Annotated in this window: 17 protein-coding genes; 8 read left to right on the forward strand and 9 right to left on the reverse strand. The window is 50.2% G+C overall.

The features are described 5' to 3' along the window. The 7 genes from QF669_03105 to QF669_03135 all read right to left on the reverse strand — a co-directional run. A partial coding sequence (locus QF669_03105) for a tripartite tricarboxylate transporter permease (GenBank protein MDP6456434.1) occupies positions 1 to 1193 on the reverse strand: 1193 nt, incomplete at its 3' end. Further along, on the reverse strand, positions 1193 to 2704 hold the full coding sequence (locus tag QF669_03110; GenBank protein ID MDP6456435.1) for a tripartite tricarboxylate transporter substrate-binding protein: 1512 nt from the start codon (positions 2702 to 2704) through the stop codon (positions 1193 to 1195). The genes QF669_03110 and QF669_03105, both read right to left, overlap by 1 nt. Positions 2705 to 2763: 59 nt before the next feature. Beyond that, positions 2764 to 3240: a CYTH domain-containing protein gene (locus tag QF669_03115; GenBank protein ID MDP6456436.1), complete on the reverse strand. Its 477-nt coding sequence runs from the start codon at positions 3238 to 3240 to the stop codon at positions 2764 to 2766. Between the two features lie 13 nt (positions 3241 to 3253). Then, positions 3254 to 3895 (reverse strand): hypothetical protein, encoded by a 642-nt coding sequence (locus QF669_03120; GenBank protein ID MDP6456437.1) that lies wholly within the window; start codon positions 3893 to 3895, stop codon positions 3254 to 3256. A 159-nt stretch (positions 3896 to 4054) separates the two neighbouring features. Then, positions 4055 to 5380: a sigma-54 dependent transcriptional regulator gene (locus QF669_03125; protein MDP6456438.1), complete on the reverse strand. Its 1326-nt coding sequence runs from the start codon at positions 5378 to 5380 to the stop codon at positions 4055 to 4057. Next, positions 5380 to 6807: an ATP-binding protein gene (locus QF669_03130; protein MDP6456439.1), complete on the reverse strand. Its 1428-nt coding sequence runs from the start codon at positions 6805 to 6807 to the stop codon at positions 5380 to 5382. The genes QF669_03125 and QF669_03130 overlap by 1 nt, the downstream gene beginning before the upstream one ends. After that, complete coding sequence (locus QF669_03135; GenBank protein ID MDP6456440.1) at positions 6807 to 7715, reverse strand: PhnD/SsuA/transferrin family substrate-binding protein; 909 nt, start codon at positions 7713 to 7715, stop codon at positions 6807 to 6809. Before QF669_03135 ends, QF669_03130 begins: the two co-directional genes overlap by 1 nt. Before the next feature lie 337 nt (positions 7716 to 8052). Here QF669_03135 and QF669_03140 point away from each other — a divergent pair, with 337 nt between their 5' ends. The 8 genes from QF669_03140 to QF669_03175 all read left to right on the forward strand — a co-directional run bounded on the left by QF669_03140 (position 8053) and on the right by QF669_03175 (position 20616). Beyond that, a complete protein-coding gene (locus tag QF669_03140) occupies positions 8053 to 8760 on the forward strand; it encodes a hypothetical protein (protein ID MDP6456441.1) in 708 nt (235 codons plus the stop codon). Between the two features lie 56 nt (positions 8761 to 8816). Then, on the forward strand, positions 8817 to 9830 hold the full coding sequence (locus QF669_03145) for a T9SS type A sorting domain-containing protein (GenBank protein ID MDP6456442.1): 1014 nt from the start codon (positions 8817 to 8819) through the stop codon (positions 9828 to 9830). A gap of 95 nt (positions 9831 to 9925) precedes the next feature. Next, positions 9926 to 12946 (forward strand): TonB-dependent receptor, encoded by a 3021-nt coding sequence (locus QF669_03150; GenBank protein ID MDP6456443.1) that lies wholly within the window; start codon positions 9926 to 9928, stop codon positions 12944 to 12946. A gap of 34 nt (positions 12947 to 12980) precedes the next feature. After that, positions 12981 to 13565 (forward strand): hypothetical protein, encoded by a 585-nt coding sequence (locus QF669_03155; GenBank protein ID MDP6456444.1) that lies wholly within the window; start codon positions 12981 to 12983, stop codon positions 13563 to 13565. Between the two features lie 105 nt (positions 13566 to 13670). Further along, complete coding sequence (locus QF669_03160; protein ID MDP6456445.1) at positions 13671 to 15980, forward strand: hypothetical protein; 2310 nt, start codon at positions 13671 to 13673, stop codon at positions 15978 to 15980. After that, complete coding sequence (locus QF669_03165) at positions 15970 to 16932, forward strand: PorV/PorQ family protein (GenBank protein ID MDP6456446.1); 963 nt, start codon at positions 15970 to 15972, stop codon at positions 16930 to 16932. Before QF669_03160 ends, QF669_03165 begins: the two co-directional genes overlap by 11 nt. Before the next feature lie 22 nt (positions 16933 to 16954). Next, positions 16955 to 19252, forward strand: a complete 2298-nt coding sequence (locus QF669_03170) for a hypothetical protein (protein ID MDP6456447.1) — start codon at positions 16955 to 16957, stop codon at positions 19250 to 19252. Further along, positions 19249 to 20616: a neutral/alkaline non-lysosomal ceramidase N-terminal domain-containing protein gene (locus QF669_03175; protein ID MDP6456448.1), complete on the forward strand. Its 1368-nt coding sequence runs from the start codon at positions 19249 to 19251 to the stop codon at positions 20614 to 20616. The genes QF669_03170 and QF669_03175 overlap by 4 nt, the downstream gene beginning before the upstream one ends. Before the next feature lie 28 nt (positions 20617 to 20644). Here QF669_03175 and QF669_03180 read toward each other — a convergent pair whose 3' ends face one another. Both QF669_03180 and QF669_03185 read right to left on the reverse strand, forming a co-directional pair. Continuing rightward, positions 20645 to 22942: a parallel beta-helix domain-containing protein gene (locus QF669_03180; protein MDP6456449.1), complete on the reverse strand. Its 2298-nt coding sequence runs from the start codon at positions 22940 to 22942 to the stop codon at positions 20645 to 20647. A 25-nt stretch (positions 22943 to 22967) separates the two neighbouring features. Continuing rightward, entirely contained in the window at positions 22968 to 24551 is a 1584-nt protein-coding gene (locus QF669_03185) for an NAD(P)/FAD-dependent oxidoreductase (protein ID MDP6456450.1), read from the reverse strand. Positions 24552 to 24674 lie beyond the last annotated feature (123 nt).

Consider the following 24674-nt stretch of genomic DNA (forward strand, 5'->3'; position numbering starts at 1 on the left):
ACAGCAAATATTATTGGGAATAATATACGTTTTGGAATTGTAGTTACTTTAATCCATAATCGACTGCCAAAGAATCCAAGAGCTAATAAAATAATATTTGCTAATAATAAGCTTGCAAGTAAACCATAAATAATGTCAGGACTAGAAATAAATAGTTGCGGACCGGGAGTAAGATCGTGAATCATTAACGCTCCGATCAGTACGGCAGTGGAGGCACTGCCCGGTATTCCTAATGTCAATAATGGAATTAATGCACCGCCAACGGAACTACTGTTTGCTCCTTCTGCAGCTGCTACTCCTTCCATGCTACCTTTTCCAAACTCCTCAGGTGTTTTGCTCATTTTTTGAGTCAAATCATAGGATATAAATGCAGCTATTGTTGCCCCCGCTCCCGGGAATATCCCGATTATTGTACCTATAACAGAAGAGCGCAAAATGGTCAATTTTAACTTCCAATATTCTAAGAAAGTTGGCCATTTTTGTTTACCGGAATCAGCAGCTTTGCTGTCAAATTTTCCGTTTTCCAATTGTTTAAATATTTCGCTTAATGCAAATAAACCAATCAGTGCAGGTATCAAAACGAATCCATCATATAAGAATGATAGCCCAAATGTAAATCGGCTTACTCCTGAAATCGGATCTATACCTATAGTATTAATCAGTAGTCCAAACATTGCTGCAATAAATGCTTTGATCCAATTTTTTCCACCAAGTGATGCTACTGTGGTGAGCCCGAATATCGCTAAGGCGAAATACTCAGCCGGATGAAATTTCAAAGCGACTTTTGCAAGCGGACCTGAGAAAAATATTAATATTAGAGTACCTACAATACCTCCAATTGTTGATGCTACTAGAGATACTCCAAGTGCCATACCCGGTTTACCTTTTTTAGTTAATGGGTATCCGTCAAATGATGTAACTACAGATGATGGAGTGCCGGGTGCATTGATTGTTACAGCTGTAATGGAACCGCCATAGTTTGCAGCAATATAAATTGCGACAAGTAAAATCAGTGCTAAAGTTGGAGTCATTGCATATGTAAAGGGGACTAGTAATGCCACTCCCATCGAAGGAGAAAGCCCCGGCGTTGCCCCTGCTATAATACCCATTGTAACACCCAAAATAATTGTAAGGATAGGTATTACTCCAATTATGTATGAAAGTCCATCACCTAAATTTGAAAGTAATTCCATTAGAATAATCCCTCAAACCACTTACCAAGCGGAAGCGGTACAAATAATATCTTATAGAAAATGATATATGAAAACACAATCCATGTTGCAGATGTAATGAGCATTACTTTTATATTCTTATAACCTAAATAAATCATTCCGGTAATCATAAAAACAAAAGTGCTTAGGAAATACCCGACATAATTCATCACTAATAAATAAACTACAAGGAAGCCAATAAATGTTAGAACAATATCAACTCTCGGTCCTGCGTGCTCTACACCCTCTTTATTCCTTAACGTTTTTACTAATAGTAAAAGAGAAAGTGGAACTAAGGCAAATATCCATAAACGAGGAACAACAGCTGGTCCAACTTCACCACTCACCGGAAAAATGAAAGATTGTAGATAAAATACTATTGAAATTAATAGGAAAAAGCCAATTACCATTATCCTGCCAAAAGTATTTGAGAACGATGATTTATATATCAAGTATCCCGCTAAACCAATGACAGTAATCAAACCTATGGTTAAAATTAATAAAGGGGTCCCCTCTCCATATTTACTTAACCCGTTATTACTAGAAGTAGAAATAATCTCCGACTTCGTTAGATAATATTCGAATGTTTCAACATCCTGCTTAACAATATCAGTAAACTCATCACCGCCAATGAATTCAACATCAATACCGCCCTTTTCCCAAAATTCTTTCCAATCAGGATCTACTGTAACTTGTTGGAATAGGTTAGTATACCATTCAATAACATCAGGTGGTGTTCCTGCTTTTAGGGCAAACCCACGCCACATATATTCATTGTTTAGTGTAGTCGTACCAAGTTCAGCGAAAGTTGGTGCATTAGGGAAAGCTTCTAACCTCTCATCACTTGAAACTGCAGCAATGTACAAATCAGGGTTACCAAGAGCATCGCGTGGATTACCAACATAAGCAACTCCCTGCTCACCAAGTAAAGCAGCAATTGCTTTTCCACCACTTTTGTATGGAATCCATTTGGCATACATACCATATTCATCCCATATTTTCATAGCGGTTACATGATCTAATCCACCAGCTGCTGGTCCCACCCAATTCTGTTCTCCGGGATTTTGTAATGCATCATTGACAATATCATTCCATTCAAAAATATCATTTTCTACATTTGTCAAAACGCATTCGGGATCAGCCATTAACATTGCCGTCCAATGCAGCGCATTTACATAATCGCGACCACCTACTTGAATGAATTTGGCAATATTTGATTTTGTACAAGCATAAAGATTGTATCCGTCTTCAGGAGCTTGTAGTACCTTTTTCAATGCAACAATTCCACCGGCACCGGGTTTATTTTCAACGACAAATGTCGCATCTACGTATTTATCCGCTACACTTGCAAATTTGCGAGCTGTTATGTCGATTAATCCGCCCGGACCTGTATAGACAACAATTTTGATAGGTTTATCAGGGAAACCCGCAAACACAATACCGAAAAGGAGGAAAAATAAAATACAAAATTTAAGTGTTGATTTAATCACCATTTTTTAGGTTGATGTTAAATCATTATTCAAACAACCCCGTTATGGATTGTTCTATTTTTTTACCAGGTTGTATAAGGATTTTTCAAAAGCATCATATTATAATACTTTACCTGCCCGGTCACCTCATCACCCACAAAATCCGGTTTATTGAACTGTTGATCTTCACTTTCCAGCTCAACCTCAGCAATAATTAGACCATCATTTACACCGTGAAATTCGTCCACTTCCCAAATAAGCCCACCGTATTCATATTTATATCGTGTCTTTTCAATTAAAGGTTGATCACAGAGTGTCAACAGATGATCCGCATCTGATACCGATATCTCCGTCTCAAATTCATAACGGCTGGTGCCGCTCTTATCGCCCATCCCTTTTATGGTTAAAACACCCTTCTTCCCGGCCGATGTCTCTACAGTCCTGATGCGGACAGCACGTTCCTTCTGCGGCTGGAGATAGCCCTGGCGCAGTGTCGTCCCCTCCATATCTTGAGGTAGACTATCCTTTACCAGGAACTTGCGTTCGATCTCTTGCGTCATATCATAACCCCCTTCAATTTGCTAACGGTTTGTCGATCCAACCGATGGTGCGCTTGATGGCCTGAAGGTAGTTGATGTTTTCCACCCCCTCAAGACCTACATCACTCAACGTTTTCAGTACATCCGGAATTTCAGTCGATTCGGAATTGATGGTTACCACAGTGTTACCGTCAATCTCCACATTGGCCACTTCACAAATAGTATCGTTCACCATGTGCCCGAACCGCTCCTTATTTACGGTCACGGCTTGCAGATCTGGATGAGCCTTCACGAGGGCAAGAAATTCGTCCCGGGTATACTCCTCTTTTTCGAATGCCGGCATATCCACCTGAAAGGCAGGAAAGACTTCTCCCTCGAGTACAGTGCAAGATACAGGAAACTCCGCCTTCATGAGAGGATTCCACTGTTCAAGACCGTCTGTTGTCTGCACATAGGTCTTGATGTCCATTTTACCGCCGCGGATCTTAGTATTGTTGACGTCATTCGTACGTGACATAATATAGATCTCATCCGAGTGTCTCACTTTAACATGTTCCGGGACCGGCGCTGACAGTTCTGCCATCCGTGAGGCCTCCCGTGCGAAGTCAGTTCCGAATGATCGGAACTCGAACCTCGGCTTTGATATTTCACCGATCTTCATCTTTTCTTGTGCCATGATAGACCTCTCCTATGCTAAGACTGTTAAGTAATTCACAAATACCGTGCCAAGAGCAGCAAAACGATCTGTCGAGAGATCGAGGATGGAGGAACTTAACGGGAGATGCCTCCAATTCGCCAATAAGACGAACTGTTGTCACTTATAGGGTACTTATACTCAACCGGTGAGCCCATATCGCTGCATTTTGCTTCGCAGCGTAGTTCGAGGAACTTTGAGCATCTCGGCAGCATCTTTCTGACGCCATTTGCACTTCTCAAGGGCTTCCAGAATCATCGATTTTTCCAGCGCCGTTGTGGCTTCTGTCAGACTCGAAGCATCCGCATCAATCAGAGCCGTTTCAGGTTTGTGGAAATGTGAGGGTAATAGACTGGCCTCCAGCGTTTTTTCTTGGGCAAGGGCGATCATCTGGATTATCACGTTCTCGAGTTCACGTACATTCCCAGGCCACTGATACTCCATAAACCTTTCCAACAACGCCGGCGTCATAGTGTAACCATCGCCAAACTTATCAAGGGAATGTGCGGCTAAGAGAGGAATGTCTGACTGTCTTTCGCGCAGCGGAGGTATCTGGACATTTACCACGTTCAGACGATAAAACAGATCGTCCCTGAATTCTCCCTCCTCCATTTTGTGTCTCAGATCGACCTTTGTGGCTGCTACGATCCGCACATCCACAGAAATGGTCTGCTGACCGCCCACCCTCTCAATTTCGCGCTCCTCGATGGCACGCAACAGCTTCACCTGTAGAGGCTTTGGCAAATCGTCAATATCATCGAGAAAAATGGTGCCTCCATCGGCCCGTTCAAATCGGCCGATGCTCCGTTTCGCCGCTCCGGTAAAAGCTCCCTTCTCGTGGCCAAACAGTTCACTCTCAAACAGAGATTCAGGCAGAGCCGAACAGCTTACCTTTATCAGTGGTCCGCCTTTTCTTGCGCTCAGATCGTGGAGTAGATCCGCTATCAATTCTTTGCCTGTTCCGCTCTCACCCTCAAGAAGTACCGTGTGCTCGCCCGGCGCTGACTGATGAATGCGTTCCAGAGATCGCCGGAAGGACGGTGCGTTGCCGATAATCTCATGCTTCTCAGAAAGACGTCCCTTCAGCTCTCTGTTTTCGCTCAATAGCGACTGGTAACTATCCAGTTGAGCCATGCGGTGGAGAAGTTCCTCCTGCGAGAATGGTTTAGTCAGGTAATCGTGTGCCCCCATCTTTAAAGCCTCAACGGCAGATTCAACGGTTGCATAGGCTGTCATAAGAACAACATGCGTCGAGGGCGACCGTTTCTTCACTCGCCTCAGAATTTCAATGCCGTCATAGCCCGGCAGGCGCAAATCGGTGAGGACCACATCAAACACTTCTTTTCCAAGCGCTTCAGCCCCTTTTTTACCGTCACTGCACGGATGGACCGCGTACCCCGCTTTACGCAACGCCTTGTTAAGCGACACTCTCAGAATTTTTTCATCTTCTATTAACAGTATTTTCATTACGATCCCAAAGGCAGCAACACGGTAAATTTAGCACCCTTTGTTCCGTTAGAAGATACATCAATCCGACCCCTAAGTCCGTGGACAATCTCCCTTGTCACATAAAGACCCAGTCCTGTCCCTTCTCCCACCTGCTTTGTGGTGAAAAAAGGCTCAAACAGGTGCAGCATGACGTCTTCTGAGATACCATGACCATCGTCCTCTATCTCCAGGGTGACCATACCATCAGCTTCTCCCGTACGGCACACTATATGGCCATTTTCATCCACTGCATCAAGAGCATTAATAATGAGGTTCATACAAATCTCATCCAAGAGATGGGGATCGCAATAGAGTGCCGGTAGACCGTCTGGATTTTCAAACTTTACATCCGCTTTCTTTGATTGAATAGTGTAGTCCAGGAGCTGGACAGCATTCGTCACCGCATCCGCCAGAGAAGCGTCAGTCGTTACATCGCCTCTTCTACGGGAAAAACCGAGCAGTTTTGTGATGACAGATTCAATTTTCTTCAGTGCTTCATCGATAAGCGTCAGATACTCTTGACGCTCTTTCTCATCACTCGCATCTGAAAGAATATTGGTGATGGCGTGTCTGATGCCTGTGAGCGGGTTATTAATTTCATGAGCAACGCCCGCCGCCAGTCTCCCCACCGAGGCCAGTTTTTCCGCGTGAAAGAGGCTTCGCTCAGAATCGCGCAGTTCCTGACTTGACTGGATGAGTCGCTCTCTCATTTCATTAAATCGGGTGGCAAGTCTTCCGATCTCATCATCCCCTTCAGGAAGATCGATCTGAGACTCTCCAAAGCTGAACTGATCCACGGCAACCATCATCCGATTCAACCTCTTGGTGATCTGTTCAGCCATCAGATTGACAACAGCAAGCGTGATCAAAATGACGGTAAAACCTGCGAAACTTATAAGGATGAGAGCATACCGTACTTCAGTTTGAACCTTGGTGGCGTCGAATCCGAGAACGAGATAACCCCAGACCTTGGATGATATCCCGATGGAGGCGGTTGTCTGCAGTATCCATTCACTTTTCGACCGATAGATATAATCACCCAGTTGAGAAGGAGGCATCCTCTTGAACCATTCTCCCTCCGTGCTGGATGCCAGCGCTGAGCTGCCTGCTGCATCCACGAAAACTGCATAGATAATTGCCTGATCCTGATCCGAGCGAAGAGTTCGCAAGGTGCGGTGGAAATAGTCTTCCGGTGGCGATTTTCCCATTTCACTAGACAGCATGGCATCGGTCAGCGGGATGGCGCCGATGTGGGCAACACTCTGAGCGGACCGCATATGTTTCTCTAGAACGAGCCGTTTCATGCGGCCGAATACAAGCACCATAGTCACGGCAACCACACCGATCAACAATGTACCGAAGAGGAGAGTCAGCCGGGCCTTGAGAGTTTGGGGGAGAGTGAACATCAGCGCGTGCCGCTTCCGATTATATTCCTGATGATGTCGTAATCCTTATTCTGGGCCAACTCAAAACCGTGGGAAAATTCCTCATCCCACGATTCAAGACGCTCTCGCATCCCGGGGTCAGCCGGATCGATGGCAAGCAATGCATCGCTGATTGCCTTCTCTATCTCCCGAGGAGTCTGACTGGATACGACAATGGGAGTAGACGGGATCGGCGGCGATATGTGGAAAACCTTCAACCCCTTCGCGACGTACTGATCAGCCACCACGCTTTTGACTACGCCAGCGTCAAATTCCCCACTGAGCACTCTCTCCGCAACAGTCGTATGATAGGGAACAAATTCATATCGTAACAAATCGTCCGGCATGATAGAAGAATGCGCTGAAAGGTAGTGGGGCATCCACTGCCCCGTTAGAGATTCTTCCGATGGAAACAACAGTCTTTTGCCTCTCAAGTCAGGCAAATCCTCAATGGGACTGTCACTCCGGGTGACAAAGACGATGTGGAAGTAGTCTTTTCCTTTTGCATTAAGCGGTCTTAGCAGAACGTTGAGACCGTACTCTTTCTGTGAGGTGACATAGATGAGGCTTCCGAGGGAGGCAGCACATATTTCTCCGGAGCCTAGTTGTTCAGCCGTTCCGGCGTACGATGTGCTAAGTTTCAGTTCAAAAAGATACGGGGTCTTTTCAGACAGATAGTCCATGATGGGCTGATAACCGAGATATATCTCGCGGGGAGTATACCGCGACACGACCCCAAAGTACTGCACCGGTTTGTCCACAAACCTGCTCTCTCTGACCGGTTCTGCAATCGGAATTGAGATATCCGTGGCCCAGCGAAGAGAAAGCCATATAACCGCGGAGGCGGATGCTAAGGCAACGATGAGCGGGAGTCTGTCACTTCTTTTCATGATGGCTGATAGGTCAATGCAGAATTAATCTCGCGAAAACAGTCAAGTGTAATTTACTCCGCAAATCCAATTTACGCTACCAGTCCTGGTGCAGGGCAAAGACCAGACTGATCCTTAAGTCAAGTCTTGGTGAGACTTTGAGTCCAAACCGGAGGTGAAGAGGAGCATAAGGAATCTGCAGTCAGCGCTGGGAACGGAATACTCCATCTGCAAAAAAACGAGGAAACTCCTCGGCAATCCTCCCTTGCTTCAAATATTCCATTGATATAGATTTGGGAGAGAGCAACTCAGACAGATCGTTCTGTGATAAACAATTTCCTGCATCGATCATGCCGTGATGAAACGAACTTTCGCAAATAAGGTTACCTCGTGCGGCGGGGCCTTTATCTTGCTGATTCTCCTTCTGACGCGCGCTGACGGCACGAGACTTTATGATTTCTCTGTTACCGCAGGAACCGCACTGCCGCTAATGGGGCTGAATGACTGGTACAATCCGACACCTCAACTCGGTATCCAAGCCGTTTTCCCCCGCGATGAATCTCACCAGATTATTGTGGAAGTGCACACTCTAAGATTCGATCACGGTGCCATCGAGGATAGAGAATTCCGCTGGCTTGTTGACTATCAACTATACAAAAGTCCACAGGCCGCGGCGCAGATGATCTGGAACGACTTCATCGTAAAGAACAGGACGCTCTTGCCGGAACGTTCAGTCTCTTTCGGCAAGAAGCGGTGGACCCCTTTCTGGAGTTTCGGCGCAGGTTTCTACAACTATGTCCACCGCGTGAGTGGATTGGTCTATCCCGGCCAGCCGCAGACGCCCCTCGATACAGAGTTCGTGATGAACCCAGTTTCAGATCGAAGGGTCGCCTGGGGCGGCAACCTGGGGGCCGGAGCAGCTGTACCGCTGGCGGGACGATTCCTAGCTCTAGTGACGGCAGACTATCACGTGGCCATCGGCTATCTGCGCCCGTTCGAGGACTGGGGGCTCAGTGAAGTGGTTCCCATTCAGTTTCTGTCAATAAACATCGGGGTAACCTTTTAAATCTCCAGACACGAAGTTTAAGGAGAAAAGGTGAAAACTAACATGGAGGTAACGAAATGAAGAAGATCACAATGATGCTTACTGTTCTGGGATGTCTGCACGCTCAGGGGTGGCACGAAAGTTTCTCAACGGATGCAACAGCTGACGCTTCGTTCTTCTTGGACAGCGATAATACCTGGCAGTGGTGGGGTTGGGGGAGCGTTGAGGTGAAGGAGGGCGCCCTCCATATGAAAGCGGCCGAAGATATTTTCGGACTGAACACATGCTGGCTTCATATAGGAGAAGCGTCAGATCCTAACGCTTTGGTCACACCGCAAGATGCGGAAATATACGTCAAGTTTAAGATATCCACTGAGGGTCAGCCGAGCGATGACGATCAATTCCATGTTGCTTGTGTGGGCGATCCCAATTTTATTACCAATACTAACGTATATACGGTTGCGACCGTCCCTTCAGGAAAGGCGGCCGGAGTGTTCTACTTCGCTGAAAATCAGACGAAGGTGGCGGTGCCGAAAGGATTTATCGAATACGAGGAATGGCTCTGGTTCAAAATTGTGGTTCAAGATTCGGTCATCAACGGCTGGATCATGCCCGAATGGGGAGAGCCTAATTCGGATACGGGTGAGCCTCCAGTGGAGCCACATTTTCAGTGGATACAGTCAAACGTGAATGATGAGACGGGATTCGATCCAAGACTGGTTCTGGTGGCAGCCACAGAGGATGACTCGGTAACCGTCATTGTTGATGAGGTTTACTACAATACAGCCCCCACTCTTTCAGCAGGAGACGGCGCATTAGCGGTCATCGAGCGGCTTAGACTGAGTCAGAACTATCCGAATCCGTTCAATCCAGTCACCACCATCAGTTATGAGCTGGCCCAATTCAGCAGAGTTACCCTCAATGTCTACAACTTGAAAGGTAAATTGGTAGCAACACTTGTGAACGGCTGGGCAACTCCCGGACCGCATGAGACGCATTGGGACGCCACCGATGTTCCGTCGGGAATCTACTTTTGCCGTCTGGAGACGGGCGGATTCTCCGAGACGAGAAAGATGGTGTTGGTAAAATAGCCTCTGCATGACCCCATTCGGGTATTGCGCGGATGACGTCGACTCCCCATCGGAGCAAGAGAAAAGCAGATAGTTGTATATGGCGGATCAACTGAATGCGTAAAGCGATCCGCTCCGTCCTTTTCACCTTTAGCCTTCTACTCGCATCAAGAGCTGTAGCCGGTGTCACCGGTAAGATCCAAGGTCAGGTGACAGACGTGAACAGTGCTCCCTTACCAGGAGCTAACGTGATGCTCGTGGGAGCGAACCGTGGCGCCGCTGCCGACGCATTAGGCAATTACATTATCCTCTCCGTCCCTCCGGGAAACTACGACCTGGCTGTGCAGGTCATCGGATACGAAAGGGTGGTACAGCTTGGTGTTCTGGTCAACGTTGACCGTACCACCCATGTCGATTTCCAACTGGCGATGGAAGCTGTGGGCCTCGAACAAGTGGAGGTGACAGCAGAAAGATCGAAAGTAGCGGTGGACAGGACATTCAGTGAATACATAGTGAACTCAGAAGATATCAACCGTTCGGTGATGTTGAAGAGTGTCGGCGATCTAATCTCCATGGAGCCCGGCATGGACATCCAGGGCCGCGGCATGATACGGGGAGGAGATATGAATTCTATCGCCGCCGATGTGGTCTATTACGTGGATGGAATCAAGATGGTCAACAGCGACGGCATGAGTCTGCACAATTTTACCGGAGTCGGCAAATACGATATCGAATCGCTTTCCATCATTACGGGTGGACTCAGCGCCGAGTACGGAAATGCCCAGGCAGGTATCGTCAATATCGTAACAAAGGAAGGCGCCGACACCTTTCACGGGACGGTTGAGATTGGCAGCTCCCTGCCAGGCAAACACCACTGGGGTCCCAATTACTTCAATGCTCCCACACACCGGGATCATATGAAATGGGGAGATTCAGAGTGGGAGAACGAAGTAGATTCACTCAGCGGCCGCAAGATTCACGATCGTATCGACTATACAGATCTGTGGGGGCAGAACTATCAGGTAAACCTCTCCGGTCCTATCTTCAAAAATCTCTCGTTCTACGTCAGCTCACGGTTTAACCGCTCCGCCATAAACGGCATCGCGCCCACCACCCATTCGCCTGATAACCTTGAGAGCACATGGAAACTCTCCCTCGCCCTCACTTCAAACATATTTCTAAAGACTGGCGGTGTCTATTCGGACCGCTGGTCTTTCAACTCGGGACCATCTGTGGGCGGCCTGCGCAGCATGGGCGATAACGGTAAGAACGTATTCCTCCCCTTGAACGAATCAGCGGCCGGAAAAAGCGCCAGCACAGATCATATGGAATACGTTGCCCTGACACATATGCTGACTCCCAGCACGTTTTATGAACTGCGTGTCTCCAACTCCGTAACGGGGCAACTGGCTGAAGACATTGCCGATTCAACCACCGAAAACCGTAAGGACGCGGACGGCTGGTTCAATCTTGGTAGAGACGTCATTTACTTCGATGAAACGGCCAGGACCAGGAGAGGCGTGAAGCTTGATCTGTCGAGTCAGATCAACAGAAATCATCTCATGAAGACGGGAATAGATTATACTGATTACGCCCTCTGGGCCGTCCGCTATCAGGACTACTTCAACGACCGCAGTCTCACCTACATCGGCAAAGATCACCGGCTCAGATCTCCCATACGCCCCAGACAGTTTGCCTGGTATATTCAGGACAAGATGGAATACGAGGGTCTGGTGGTCAACGCGGGCATTCGCCTCGACTGGTTTGATCCCAACATCGAATACCCTATAACACCGGCCTTAGCCGCTTCCAAGTATTACTTCAATACATTCACACGATTCGACTTTGATCGCTTGCGAGAATTCGGCCTAATGAGGAAGATCGAGCCGAGGATGGTCCTGGCGCCGCGCCTTGGTGTGGCTCACCCTATCACTGACCGTTCCATGATTCACTTCTTCTACGGGCATATCTATCAACTCCCCAGTTTCTACACCATGTTCGTGGAACAGTGGCAGAACTACGGTCAGCGCGATAACGATGTAAATGAGGACGGCGCCATAGAAGAGACCGAGGAATACAACACGCTGCAAGCTATTCGCGGCTTCTTCGGCAATCCGGAGCTGGACTTCGAGAAAACTATCAGTTTCGAATTAGGTTTCGACTGGAACTTCGTGTCGGAGTATGTTCTGTCCGTTTCATCTTATTACAAGAGTTCCAGTAACCAGGTGTCCAGCCCGGGTGAGGTACAGCTGAACTGGTGGGATCCGGCAAGCCAGATGTTCGATTTTCAGTTCACGCACAAGGCGGGCAACGGAATTCACGAAGATATTCAAGGGTTTGAACTGAGTCTCAGAAAGAGCTTCAGCGACTACTTCTCCTTCAGTCTTGCTTACAATCTTCAGTGGGCAGTAGAAGGAGCATCCGGTGTCGGCAGCCGCTTCTTTTCACCTGACTCTCAATTTGTCATGGACAGTAAATTCTGGACTTCCCACAACGCCGGCGAAGACGGTTCTGAGGAACCCGGCTTCGTTATCCCATTTCTGGCACAAAGCTATGCCAACAAGGCCGCCACCTTCCTCGATTCTCTCGCATCGCTCGGTATTGTTATGAGTGAACTGGATACGACGGGTATCTGGTCTGTCGATTTCTGGGGCGCCACAGAACAGGATGAACCGAAGCCCGATGCGGACATCCGCAGTTTTGGCAAAGCTCAAATATTCATATCGACACCCGATAAGGTGGGTCCGTGGGGACTGTTAGGCAACCTCAACGTGAACCTCATGTACCGCATGTCCACGGGGACGCCCTTCCTCTACTCCCCTATCGGCTCGGCGGCCTACTGGCGCAGCGCCCCACTCGTCACGCGTACCGATCTAAGTCTTGAAAAAGCGGTCTTTCAAAAGGGAGGAGCAAGGGCGACTTTTTACATCGAAGTATTTAACCTATTCAATCAGCAAGACTTGCGCAACGACGGTGGATTCAAGAGCATTTTTGGGCCTGGCAATTATATCCGCTGGGGAATGGAAAAACCTCGTCCGGACAATGAGGAGTATCTAAAGTACGGCGACTTCAAAGTCTATTCACGCTATTACGGTTCCCCGAGGGAAGTGAAATTGGGAGTACGGGCAACGTTCTGAAGATCCAAGGGTGTGCACCGATGGAAACTGAATCATGAAACTGATTGAACGGAAGATGGGCAAAGTAACTCAAGTCCTCGTTGGGAAGGATCCTGATACGCTGGAGAAATGGCCCGTCGATTCATGCCAGATAACATACGAAGGATTCGCCGGTGATACTCACGCCGGTCTTACAATGAAGTCTGGCGGACGCCAGCCGCACTACCCGAAAGGGACCCAGATCCGCAATTATCGGCAGGTCTCCATCGTGTCAGTGGAAGAATTACAATCCATCGCTGACAGCATGGGCATTGATGAGATTCAGCCGGGTTGGATAGGCGCGAACCTGGCAGTGGAGGGAATTCCTCATCTAACTCTGTTGCCGCCGTCAACGAGAATGGAATTTGCTGATGGCGCCGTACTGGTAGTAGATGGTGAAAACCTGCCGTGTATTCATCCGGGAAAGATCATTCAGCAGCACTTCCCAGATTTGAAGGAAGGAGCTGAGGCATTTCCAAAGCACTCTCTCGGCATACGAGGCGTAGTGGCGTGGGTTGAACGTCCCGGAACAATCCGCACTGGAAACGAGATCACCTTGCGTATCCCCCATCAGGAGCGGTGGCCTTCGAACGAGGGATGAGCTGAACCCGTATGAACATCGAAAGTGCGAACGACTGGAGCACTGCAATAAATCGAAGTGCATTTATTGCGAACGTTTCGTGGTGATTCACGGGGACAATCAGACATGATGAGACGGAATCTCCGAAGTTCACTGACCTTAAGTCTGCTCCTTCTCCCATTATCGGACCTCATGGGACAGCCCGACATGGTAGGCGGTTATCCTCCTCGCCTTATGACGCGTGGCAAACTGTGGTCTACGTTCCGCAATAACGGTCTCCAAGATGGAGGTAACCGCGCTCACTACTCTAACCATGATCAGACCGGGCTGGAGTACCCGGGGAATGTCGGTAGAGTGGCGAATGACTTCATGGAATACTGGTTCGATGTCGCGGCCATCGTGGCAGGTGACCCCAATATCCTGGACGTAGCCCGGGTCTGCAATCCCCAGAATACAAAAGGGTCCGGTATCTGGGTGCTGACAGTCAGGGACGGGGCCGATACGCTTGTCTCCTACAGTGGCCCTCGCGAAGTGACTGAGGACGTAAAGGCAAGAATCTACAGTGTTCGTAGCGGTGCTGAAGCATCTCTCGGCGATTCCACGGGCCCCAATCTCGTCCGCTCGAATTATTCACCCTATCACTACTCAGTAGCGAACGAACCGATTGAAATCCACAACTACCGCTACGGCCGATACATTCCCGATGATGAATTCCCGGAAGAGATTATAATCTCCCAGTGGACTAATAAAATGGACATGACCGTCACACGGAAGGCTTACAGCTGGAGCTATCCGGATTATGATGACTTCATCCTGGAAGAATTGATCTTTGAGAATACAGGATCGCACGATCTCCAAGAAACCTTCTTCGTGTTCATGAACAGCTTCTCTGTATCCAGCGCGGGACATCAATGGCCGGGCAGCGGCGGCATGAGCTGGAGTGACTGGCGCGTCAACCGGCTCTCGGCCCAGGACGATCGTTTCTGGTACACCGGGGCGCCTAACTATGTGGCCGATAACCCGGAAAGCACTGACGTCTACAAAGAACTGATCTTCGCTTATCAGAGAGACGATGACTGGCTCGGCTCATCGTGGGACGATTCAGGGCAGCCCTTCAGACAGGATGTTGCCAATATGACCAGTTACAACCAGTTCCAGGGCCAGGTGGAAGGGCAGTTGATGGGATATCAATACATCGGTTTTGGTCTCATCGATATCTGGCCCCCATTCATCAACGATCCGGCAGAAAGTTACGTAGCGCCTAAGCAGGAAGATCAACCTTATGCGGAGAAGTGGTGGCACAACGGCAACATAGACGAACACGATTTTGATGAACCGAGTTTTACGCGCCACACCGACACTGAAATGTACAAGATAATCACCGAGCTCTCAGCGGGCAGTGCCATAGACAATCCGGATTCTTCCGGTCTTGTAACGCACGCGCTGGTGATCGGCCCTTACGATCTTTCGCCCGGCCAGAAGGCTAAAGTGGTGGTAGCCTACGCCGCCGGTTCAGGCGCAGACTGGCACGACATGGATGAACTTACCTGGTCACAGACCAAGGGAGCCATGGCGCAGCTCAAGGATGGCGAAAAGTCCATTGTGCGCAACTTCCGCCGCGCCGTCTTTGCCTACGAGATGGGCTTCGACCTGCCTGATCCTCCTCCTGATGTAGAGGTATCATTCGGCAACAGTGCGCTGGGAGAAGTCCGACTGACGTGGAGCGACGCCGCTGACAGTGCCACCGATCCCGATTATTCCGGCGACGAAGCAAGAGACGTGCGCGGCTACAGAGTTTACCGCTCATGGCCGTCTTCGTTTGACTGGCACTACGGACCGTGGGAATTCGTGACAGACATACCTGTAGGCGATCCTAACTACTACAGTGCAGAGAATCACACCTATTCGTATTCAGACGACGCCTCTTTCGCCGGATATAACTATTTCTACAGCGTACGCAGTTATGATTCTGGTCACGACTCGTGGATCGACCAATTCGGTACTGACCACGGTGCCGTTCCGCCGCTGGAGAGCGGATACGCCTCGCCTGAACAGAAGAACATGATCGCGATTACTCCCTATCAGCCATCATCGCCCGATTTCGACACCATGGCAGAAAAGATTCGTGTTGTTCCAAATCCCTTCAGGCTCGACTTTCAGGATGACCTGCACCGATATCCCGACACGGCAGACCCGTACAAGATTCGATTCATCAACCTGCCGCGCCACTGCATGATACGGATTTACTCCACCTCGGGAGACCTGGTTTATGAGAAGGAGCACAATGTCAAACGATCCGGCGAGACTGCATGGCGACAGGACACCATATCATTCTCAGGACTGGTAGTAAGTGGCATCTATTTCTGGTTAGTGGAATCGCTCATGGATGAGAGCAGAGGAGAAATACAGAAAGGAACGCTGGCCGTTGTCAGATAAAACAAGAAAACTCTTCACCCCCACATCCCTACTTCTGAGCATTTTTCTCTCGAGTACCCCTCTTCTCTCTCAGCAGGGTGAAACTTTTAAGCGCCTTGGGAAGGCGGGTTTTACTTTCCTCAAGATATCACCATCGGCGAGAGCCGCGGGAATGGGCGATGCTTTCACAGCCATAGCTGACGATGCAACGGCCATTTTTTTCAATCCGGCGGGTTTAACCAACATCGACCGGCTTGAATATTCATTGGGTATCACCAACTGGATCATCGATTCGCAACTGATGTCCGCCGCCGTCGCTCTTCCGCTGGGGAGAGGCACTGTCGGCGTCAGCGCAGTCTCTTTCGCTCCACCCGGATTTGAAGAGACGACCGTAACGGAACCGGAAGGGACTGGCCGTACGGTACATGTGGGCGACATCGCCGTGGGCCTCGCCTACGGTCTGAGGCTCACCGATCGACTCTCCTTCGGTTCACGCATTCAATATGTTGAAGAAAATATAGACAGGGATCAGGCGAGTTCCTGGGTAGTAGATTTTTCAACCTACTACCGCACGGGATTCCGGAATGGCGTTATCGCCATGGCGATGAAGAATTTCGGTCCTGACGTCAAGTATCTGGCGGAGAAATTCAAGACTCCTCTCTACTTTAACATCAACTTGGCGCTGGATGTCCTTGGATCAGACGGCGCCCCTCTTCATCTTCTGGGATCACTGGAGAGCGCTTTCGCCACTGATTATCGTGATCGCTACCACGCCGGCGCGGAGCTATGGCTGTTCAATCTGATCGCGCTCAGGGGAGGCTACAAGTTTAACTACGATACTGAAGATTTCACCGCTGGATTCGGCCTGAAAATGGATCTTGAAGGACGGAAGTTGGCGGTAGATATCTCCTACTCAAACTTCAGCAAGTACTTCCAGCCGCCGCTGAGGCTTTCCCTCTCCGGCTCGTTCTAACCGAACTATCTTCAGTTCTGTAATGAGAGAGCGCATCTTAGTCTTTACCGTCGGATTAATTGTCCTTACACCCAACGATCTTTACGGGCAACCTGATATGGTGGACGGCTATAAGCCGCGAAATCTAACGCGCGGGAAAATGTGGTCTACTTACCGCAACAACGGCCTCGACGGTGGGGGAAACCGGAATCAATCCGGAAGCCACAGTCAGGAAAGTCTCACCTACCCCGGAGGCGCCTCGAGAGTGGGGGAAGACTTTGTGGAGTACTGGCTCGATGTGGAAGCATACATCAAGGGCGAGCCAAACCTTATCGACATACCGCGCGTGACGCTGGCGCAGAATTCGAAAGGGCAGGGCGTCTGGATTCTGGCGATAACCGATGGCGGTGATACACTTGTTTCGTACGCCGGTCCGAGAAACGTCACAGAAGATGTGAAAGACAGCCGATACGCTATCGGCGGTTCTCCTGAGGTGAATTTGGGAGATGCCACCGGTCCCAATCTCACTCGCAGCAATTACTCACCCACGCACAACACTATTGCACGAGAGCCTGTGGAAATCCATAATTACCGCTACGGTGACTACATTCCAAACGACGAGTTTCCGGAGGAAATCATCATTAGCCAATGGGAAACAAAGACCGGCATCACCACCACAAAGAAAGCTTACGCCTGGAGTTATCCAGAGTACGACGATTTTATCATTGAGGAAGTTATCTTCGAGAACAGAGGCTCGAAGAATCTCGATCCTATCTACTTCGCCCTTATGAACAGTTTCAGTATCAATGCCGGGGCTCACGGTTGGGCTGAAGGGGGCGGCATGGGATGGAGCGACTGGCGCGTGAACCGTCTTCAGACGCAGGACGATCTGTCCTTCTACACGGGGGCATCCAATTACGAAGCCGACAACCCTGATCTCACTGATTCCTTCCGCGCGGAAACAATGATCTATCAGAGAGATGATGATTGGGTGGGAACCAACTGGAATGACACCGGTCAACCGTACAGACTGGAAGTGGCCAACACAGGTGCTAATGAATTTCAGGGACAGGAAGAAGGGCAGTTGCTGGCCTTCCAGTATGTCGGCATGGGAATCCTCGACTTTCATCCTCCCTTCGCAAAAGATTCAGATGCATATGTTGAACCTGTCGACAGCGACCAACCGTTTGCTGTTAAGTGGTGGCACAGCGGTAACATAGACGAACAGGACTACAGCGAACCCACTTCCACGAGACATACGGACAGCGAAATGTTTCTGATGATGACGGATACCACCGACGGCCGTATCATGGACAATCCTGACTATCCTGATCTGACGACTCACTCCATGGTCTTCGGACCCTACTCACTGCAAGCCGGGGAAAAAGCCAAACTCGTTTTCGCCTTTGTGGGAGGCTCGGGTGCAGACTGGTACAACGAAGATGAATTCTCGTGGTCCAAGACGGACAGCGCCAGACTCCAGCTGCGAGAAGGCGAGCGATCGCTCTTCAGAAACTATGCTCGGGCCAAGTTTGCCTACAAGAACGGATTCGATGTCCCTGATCCACCCCCCGATGTAGAAATCCGATTCGGCAACAGTCACCTGGGGCAGGTCATCGTCCGTTGGTCTGACGCAGCCGACGACGCCATCGACCCGGACTACACAAGTGAAGAAGCGACGGACGTTCGGGGCTATCGCATCTACCGTTCATGGCCGCCTTCCCACTACTGGCACTGGGGACCGTGGGTACTCGCAGGCGAAATCGAACTTAAAGATCCCAACTACTACGACCCTCAAACAGGGACATATTCCTTCACCGATATGGCATCTTTCGCAGGCTACAACTACTACTATAGTGTACGCTCTTTTGATTCCGGTCATGATCACTGGTACGACATGAACGGTGAAGATCACGGTCCGATACCTTCGTTGGAAAGCGGGCTCGCGGCACCAGAACAGCACAACATGATTGCAGTCTCTCCCTTCCAGCCATCATCTGATGAATTCAATGCAATGTCGAAACCGATTCGCGTGGTACCCAACCCGTATCGTCTCGACTTCAGCGATAACCAGCACCGCTACCCCGATAACGCCGATCCATTCAAGATCAGGTTTATCAATCTGCCAAACCACTGCACGATTCGTATCTATTCCGCGTCGGGTGACCTCGTCTATGAGAAAGAACACCTTAACCAGAAGTCTGGTGAGGATGCATGGCGACAAGATACTATCTCATTCTCAGGGCTGATCGTGAGCGGAATCTACTTCTGGGTGGTTGAGTCACTTGAAGAGACAAGCATGGGGCAGATCCAGAGAGGAACGCTGGCGGTTGTCAAATGACATCAGTTATGAGAAGAGGGATAAAAGTGCTGGGAACAAGTGCCGTGGTTCTGCTTGTTGTTACTGCCTGTGTGATGGAACCGGTGAACCGGACACCTTACAAGAAGATGGATTATTACAGACTTGCACTAAGTAGACTGGACAGTCTGAAGTCATCACCGTTACCGGAAAAAGGAGCATTGCTGAAAGTGGGCTGGGCCAAGGTGAACATGACGCCTACACGTCACGTACCCCTCTCAGGCTATGGCGCCAGAAAAGGTGCCCCCTCCATCGGAGTTCACGATTCAGTTTATGTGCGCACGTTCGTGTTCACCAACGAAGTGGATACTTCAGTTCTCATAACCCTCGACGCCCTTATTGTCCCCCCTACTGTTACCTATGAACTGCAGGCGCGCCTTCCGGAGATCGGCTATCACTTCAGTCAACTATTTCTCACCGCCACTCACACGCATTGTTCCATGGGCGCCTGGGGCGACAGTTGGATAGGAGAGAAGTTTGCCGGTGACTATGATCAGGAGGTTGTTGACAGTATAACCAGCGCAATTCTGACGTCGATTCAGGAAGCAGCATCTTCCGTCGAATTGGCCAACCTCGCTTACAGCGAATACAGCGTGCCAGATCTCGTCAGCAACCGACTTGTGGGAGATAAGGGCATCATCGATCCGTGGTTTCGCGTCGTGAAGATAGCGAAGGCGTCCGGAGCCACCGCCCTAATCACCACCTTCGCTGCTCACGCCACTGTCCTCGGTCCTGATGAAATGCGCTTCTCCCGCGACTATCCCGGTTCCCTTGTCGACTCGCTGGAAGCCATGGACGAGATCGACTTTGCCGCCTTCTGCGCTGGCGCGGTGGGAAGCCATCGGCCTCAGAGCGGAGGCTTTCGAGACTACAAACGGATCGGCTGGCTGGCATCTGAACTTGCTTATAATGTGAAAAACGGTACAGTCGACCTTCCGGCGCGTGAAATCAGCAAACTGAGGACTGTACAACTTAATCTTCCCCTGAGGGAACCCCACTGGCGCATCGGTCGCAACTGGCGTCTGAGGCCGTGGCTGTTCCGCTGGCTGACAGAACCGTCACCGGCTTATCTGTCACTTCTTAGACTGGGTGACATTGTCTTCGTGGGAACACCGTGCGACTTCTCCGGTGAACTGATGCCGCCTATCGTCAGAACCGCCAGAGAGAATGGACAAGAAGTTCTTGTCACCAGCTTCAACGGCGGCTACGTCGGCTATATCACCAAAGATGACTGGTACGATCTTAAGGAATACGAGACGTTTTATATGAACTGGTTTGGGCCTTATAACGGGGCGTACTTCGTGGAAATCATTCAGAAGATGTTGGCGTTAGTCCACCATCTGTAACGTCGCTGGCGATCACCGACACCGGAACCTACCCCGTCACCGCCTCGAGAATCTTCCACAGCCGCCAGTTTGCCCTGCGGGCGATATCAGACCACGACTTGCCCGGGAGGATAGGCGGCATGGCGACAGCGTTCGGTTCATCCCAACTGTTGTCGTAGCCTGACAGATCCCACAGCAAATCAGCACCGGGAAAGCCCTGTTCAACAAGGAACAGATGGGGGTCTGATCCGTTGCCGCCATAGCTGTTGTCGTGGATCCAACACCGCTCCGGAGCGGGATCTACATCAAATCCGTCTTCAGCCTCAAGCACCATTTCCAGACTCACTACGCCAATCCCGTAAGAGTTGTTACCCGTAATCTCATTATCAGTTACTTCCACGTCGTCGGCTGCCATGATGAGAATGCCAGTACCGGGGGGCACATTGCTGACAATGGCGGTAGGATCGGCGAAATTGACATGATTGTTATCATGCACAAGGTTGTTGCTGACAAGGCAATTGCGCGAAATTTTAGATGGATTATTGGGCAACAGGAAGACGAGAATCCCACCGCTGTTGTTATAGGTCTCGTTGTTCTTCACCACCGTGTTGACACAGTTTTCTATTTCGATGCCGGTGACATTGCCGTAGGCGATACAACCACGCACAACGACATCCTTCGACTGACCCGCATAAATGCCCGCATCCCTCACCTTGGTCACTTCACAGCGCTCGATGAGGACGCCGACACACTCCACCGAATATACACCATAGAGTCCCGTATCATAGAAGTAGAGGTCGCGGAAGGTGACATTGCGGCCGCCGTTGATCATGACGCCGTTGGAACTATAATTGCGCACAGCAAATCTCCTGATTTCCACATCACTGGCTGAGCCGACCAGTCCGTCAGAGAGAGTGTGGTCGCCATCCAGTACCGGCCGCTGGCCGCTCTCTTCCACGCCCAGCAGAGTTACGCCAGAAACGTCCAGGGTAAGGGATTCGTGATAGGTGCCCAGCTGCACAAGAACCGTGTCGCCGGACTGTGCCAGATTGATGGCATCCTGAATAGACTGTCCCGCTTCAACTAAGAGGCGACGTCCGCTTCTCGTGATCTGCGAAGGGAGGCGGCTCTCTTCCAGTCTTTCGTAAACGGCAAGTTCCGGCGACTGGTTTTCAAGCCTCGGCACCAGCGGTAATCCTGAAGGAACTGATGGCGGCAATTCAGGTTTCGCTGACTCGTCCGTCAGGGTGTGGAGAAAGGCGATGAGATCAATCTTCTCCCGCGATGTTAGATTAAGCTTCCTGATCTTGTCGTCAACGTTAGGTACATGCAGACCTCTTCCGGGGCCGCCTCCGTCTGAATAGAAATCGATCACTTCACTCAGCGTACTGAAGATACCGTTATGCATGTAGGGCGCCGTGAGAGCGATGTTTCTGAGAGTGGGCACCTTGAATGCCCGATTGTAGACTTCCGTCGTGATCTCTCCCCGGCCCAGATCAGGCTCGGATGCATCGAGATCGGGTACGCCGACAACCTTGAAATCGCGATTGGCAAAGGTGGGAAAATTGTGGCACTCAAAACAGCGCGTCTTTAGAGAACGAAAGAGATTCAGTCCTCGGCGTTCCGTGGATGTAAGAACAGTCCTGTCACCGCGGGCATACTGATCGAACCTCGAATTCTGAGACAGTATCGTCTGTTCGAAGGCAGCGACGGCATAGGTCACATTGCGAAAGGTGACAGGCGAACCGTCCGCGTTACCGAATACGTCTGTAAACAGACGGACGTATCGGGGAATGGCCTTCAGTTCGCGCACCAATTCGGTTGAATCCTGAGCCATCTCGTTCTTGTCCTGAATGGGGTTCTGTGCCTGATCTTCCAGGTCGAGGGCTCTGCCGTCCCAGAACTGTCTGTGACTATAGGCGGCATTCCAGATTGTGGGCGATCCACGTCTCAGGACAGCACCTCCCGCTCTTTGACGCCCGATCCCATCGCCACCCTTCCCCATGGATTGACCCCTGTTGTCAGAGAATCCCAAGTCAGGATGGTGACAGTGGGCACACGAGATAGTGTTGTCTCCAGAGAGAATGGAATCGAAGAAGAGGAGCCGTCCCAGCTCCACCTTGGCCGTGGATGTGGGGTTATCGGGGCGAACCAGCATGGCGGGAAAAGGACGCAACAGATTGTGGCTGCGTTCAGGCAGGATGAACGAATCTTCTGGCAAAGGAGAACGGCTGTCTCGCGGCGCCGTGGGGACGCCGGGAAACGGTACATACATAAAGACGACGAACAGCAGAATCAATGTACCAACAAAGCGCGGCATGAACTTCTCCATCTTACTTCCCTCCATAACAGTTAGTACTCCGTAAAATGTTTCAGTCCCTCCGTTTCAAGATGTCCTTGACTACATTGCGGCGCAGAACCGCCGACGTGGTGAGTACACCCGACATGAGGGCGCCCGCTATACCATCGGTGACGATATCCTGTCCTGTGAGATAAAGATCCTTGACGGGGGTGTGCGGTCTTAACCACTTCTGACGGAAGCGGCTGGGGGTATGATCTATACCGTATATCTCGCCGCGGGAATATCCGAGAAAATCGCGTGTTGTCAGGGGCGTGGACAGTTCGAGGTGATCCACATGCCCTTCAACCTGCGGCACATGGGCATATACAAATCGCATGATCCGGCTGGTCAGTTCCTGCTTAAAGTCTTCGTAATCTTCGCCCCGCTTCTTCCACCCTGTGTTTTCCCATCTCGTGAACATATCATAAGGCGCGATAGAAATGGCCTCCATAGTGGCTGTATCGCCGTGGTTGCCCTCCCAAGATGGATCTTTGGCGGAAGGGAACGAAACATAGACAACGGGCAGGTGCGAACGAGAATCAGCCAGATATTTATCCACGTTGGCGTCGTGGTCGTAATCGGGATAGATCCAGAGATTCGTCCCGCCCAGTCCGAGTTTCTCCGCCGTGCCGTTGATACCGATGTAGAGACAGACATGAGAGGAGGAACGTTCCACTTTTTCCATCTCTATCCCCGGCAATGTTCTATTCTCCAGAAGGTCACCGAATGTATTGAGGACGCCGGCACTGCTGATGACCGTCGGCGCCTTCAATTCATCACCGTTAGTCAGCTTCACCCCGACGGCGCGATCCCTGTGAGTCAAGATTTTTTCAACCTGCGCATTCACAAGAATCTTGCCTCCTGCTCTCTCGATGACGGGTGCGATGGTCCCGGCGATACTGCTCGAGCCGCCCACCGGATAGTAGGCACCATACAGATAATGATTGACAACAGCGGCGTGAATAGCAAACGAACTCTGCCTCGGCGTCAGGCCGTAATCACCGTATTGCCCGGCAAGGACGCCGATCAGCTTTCTGTCTGATGTGAGACTCGAGAGAACGTCCCATGTAGTACGATCGGCGTACTTGAGATAATGGCGCGACATGGGACGGTAGGCGATCCTACCCAGCGATTTCGGCAGGGCCCGATTGGAAAAGAACCGCCGCGACGCCCTGTTGCAGTCGCGCACCAGTTCCAAGTATTGCTCAATGGCACTTCTTTCCTTCGGGAAGTATTCAGTCAGGCGATTGATAAAGTTTTCCCTGCCGGAAACAAAGTCGTAGGAGGCATCAGGAAAGATCATCCGGTCGTACGTTTCTGGCATTCTGGACCATTGAAGGCTTGACTCAGTGATATCGTCGAACAAAATACGCAGAATTCCATCTCTCTTACCGACACCACCGATATAGTGGATGCCGACGTCCCACTCGTAGTTTCCGCGCTTGAATGTATGAGTCCAGCCACCCACCTTGAAGTGCCGCTCTAGCACCAATACACGTTTGCCGGCCTTTGAGAGCAGAGCCGCGGTTGCTAGACCGCTCATGCCGGATCCGATCATGATTACATCAAACTTTTCGTCCGAAATGTCAGAGTCGTAGCTGTCACCAAATTTCATTCCAGTTTCCTCATTCTGCCGCTAAGATCGAGAAACAGAGTAATGACCTGAGTGCTGGCAAATTAACTGGATAAGAAATATATTCCTATTCGGAAATAGTGTTTCAATCTTCGTCCTGAAACT

This window comes from Candidatus Neomarinimicrobiota bacterium, assembly GCA_030743815.1.
GTDB lineage: Bacteria > Fidelibacterota > Marinisomatia > Marinisomatales > S15-B10 > UBA2146.

What these genes read in the sequence shown, in the direction of transcription:
- QF669_03185 (MDP6456450.1), bottom strand. Translation starts at nt 24,551, where the DNA reads ATGAAATTTGGTGACAGCTACGACTCTGACATTTCGGACGAAAAGTTT.
- QF669_03120 (MDP6456437.1), bottom strand. Translation starts at nt 3,895, where the DNA reads ATGGCACAAGAAAAGATGAAGATCGGTGAAATATCAAAGCCGAGGTTC.
- QF669_03160 (MDP6456445.1), top strand. Translation starts at nt 13,671, where the DNA reads ATGATGAGACGGAATCTCCGAAGTTCACTGACCTTAAGTCTGCTCCTT.
- QF669_03135 (MDP6456440.1), bottom strand. Translation starts at nt 7,715, where the DNA reads ATGAAAAGAAGTGACAGACTCCCGCTCATCGTTGCCTTAGCATCCGCC.
- QF669_03180 (MDP6456449.1), bottom strand. Translation starts at nt 22,942, where the DNA reads ATGGAGGGAAGTAAGATGGAGAAGTTCATGCCGCGCTTTGTTGGTACA.
- QF669_03175 (MDP6456448.1), top strand. Translation starts at nt 19,249, where the DNA reads ATGACATCAGTTATGAGAAGAGGGATAAAAGTGCTGGGAACAAGTGCC.
- QF669_03110 (MDP6456435.1), bottom strand. Translation starts at nt 2,704, where the DNA reads ATGGTGATTAAATCAACACTTAAATTTTGTATTTTATTTTTCCTCCTT.
- QF669_03140 (MDP6456441.1), top strand. Translation starts at nt 8,053, where the DNA reads ATGAAACGAACTTTCGCAAATAAGGTTACCTCGTGCGGCGGGGCCTTT.
- QF669_03150 (MDP6456443.1), top strand. Translation starts at nt 9,926, where the DNA reads ATGCGTAAAGCGATCCGCTCCGTCCTTTTCACCTTTAGCCTTCTACTC.
- QF669_03125 (MDP6456438.1), bottom strand. Translation starts at nt 5,380, where the DNA reads ATGAAAATACTGTTAATAGAAGATGAAAAAATTCTGAGAGTGTCGCTT.
- QF669_03145 (MDP6456442.1), top strand. Translation starts at nt 8,817, where the DNA reads ATGAAGAAGATCACAATGATGCTTACTGTTCTGGGATGTCTGCACGCT.
- QF669_03115 (MDP6456436.1), bottom strand. Translation starts at nt 3,240, where the DNA reads ATGACGCAAGAGATCGAACGCAAGTTCCTGGTAAAGGATAGTCTACCT.
- QF669_03130 (MDP6456439.1), bottom strand. Translation starts at nt 6,807, where the DNA reads ATGTTCACTCTCCCCCAAACTCTCAAGGCCCGGCTGACTCTCCTCTTC.
- QF669_03155 (MDP6456444.1), top strand. Translation starts at nt 12,981, where the DNA reads ATGAAACTGATTGAACGGAAGATGGGCAAAGTAACTCAAGTCCTCGTT.
- QF669_03170 (MDP6456447.1), top strand. Translation starts at nt 16,955, where the DNA reads ATGAGAGAGCGCATCTTAGTCTTTACCGTCGGATTAATTGTCCTTACA.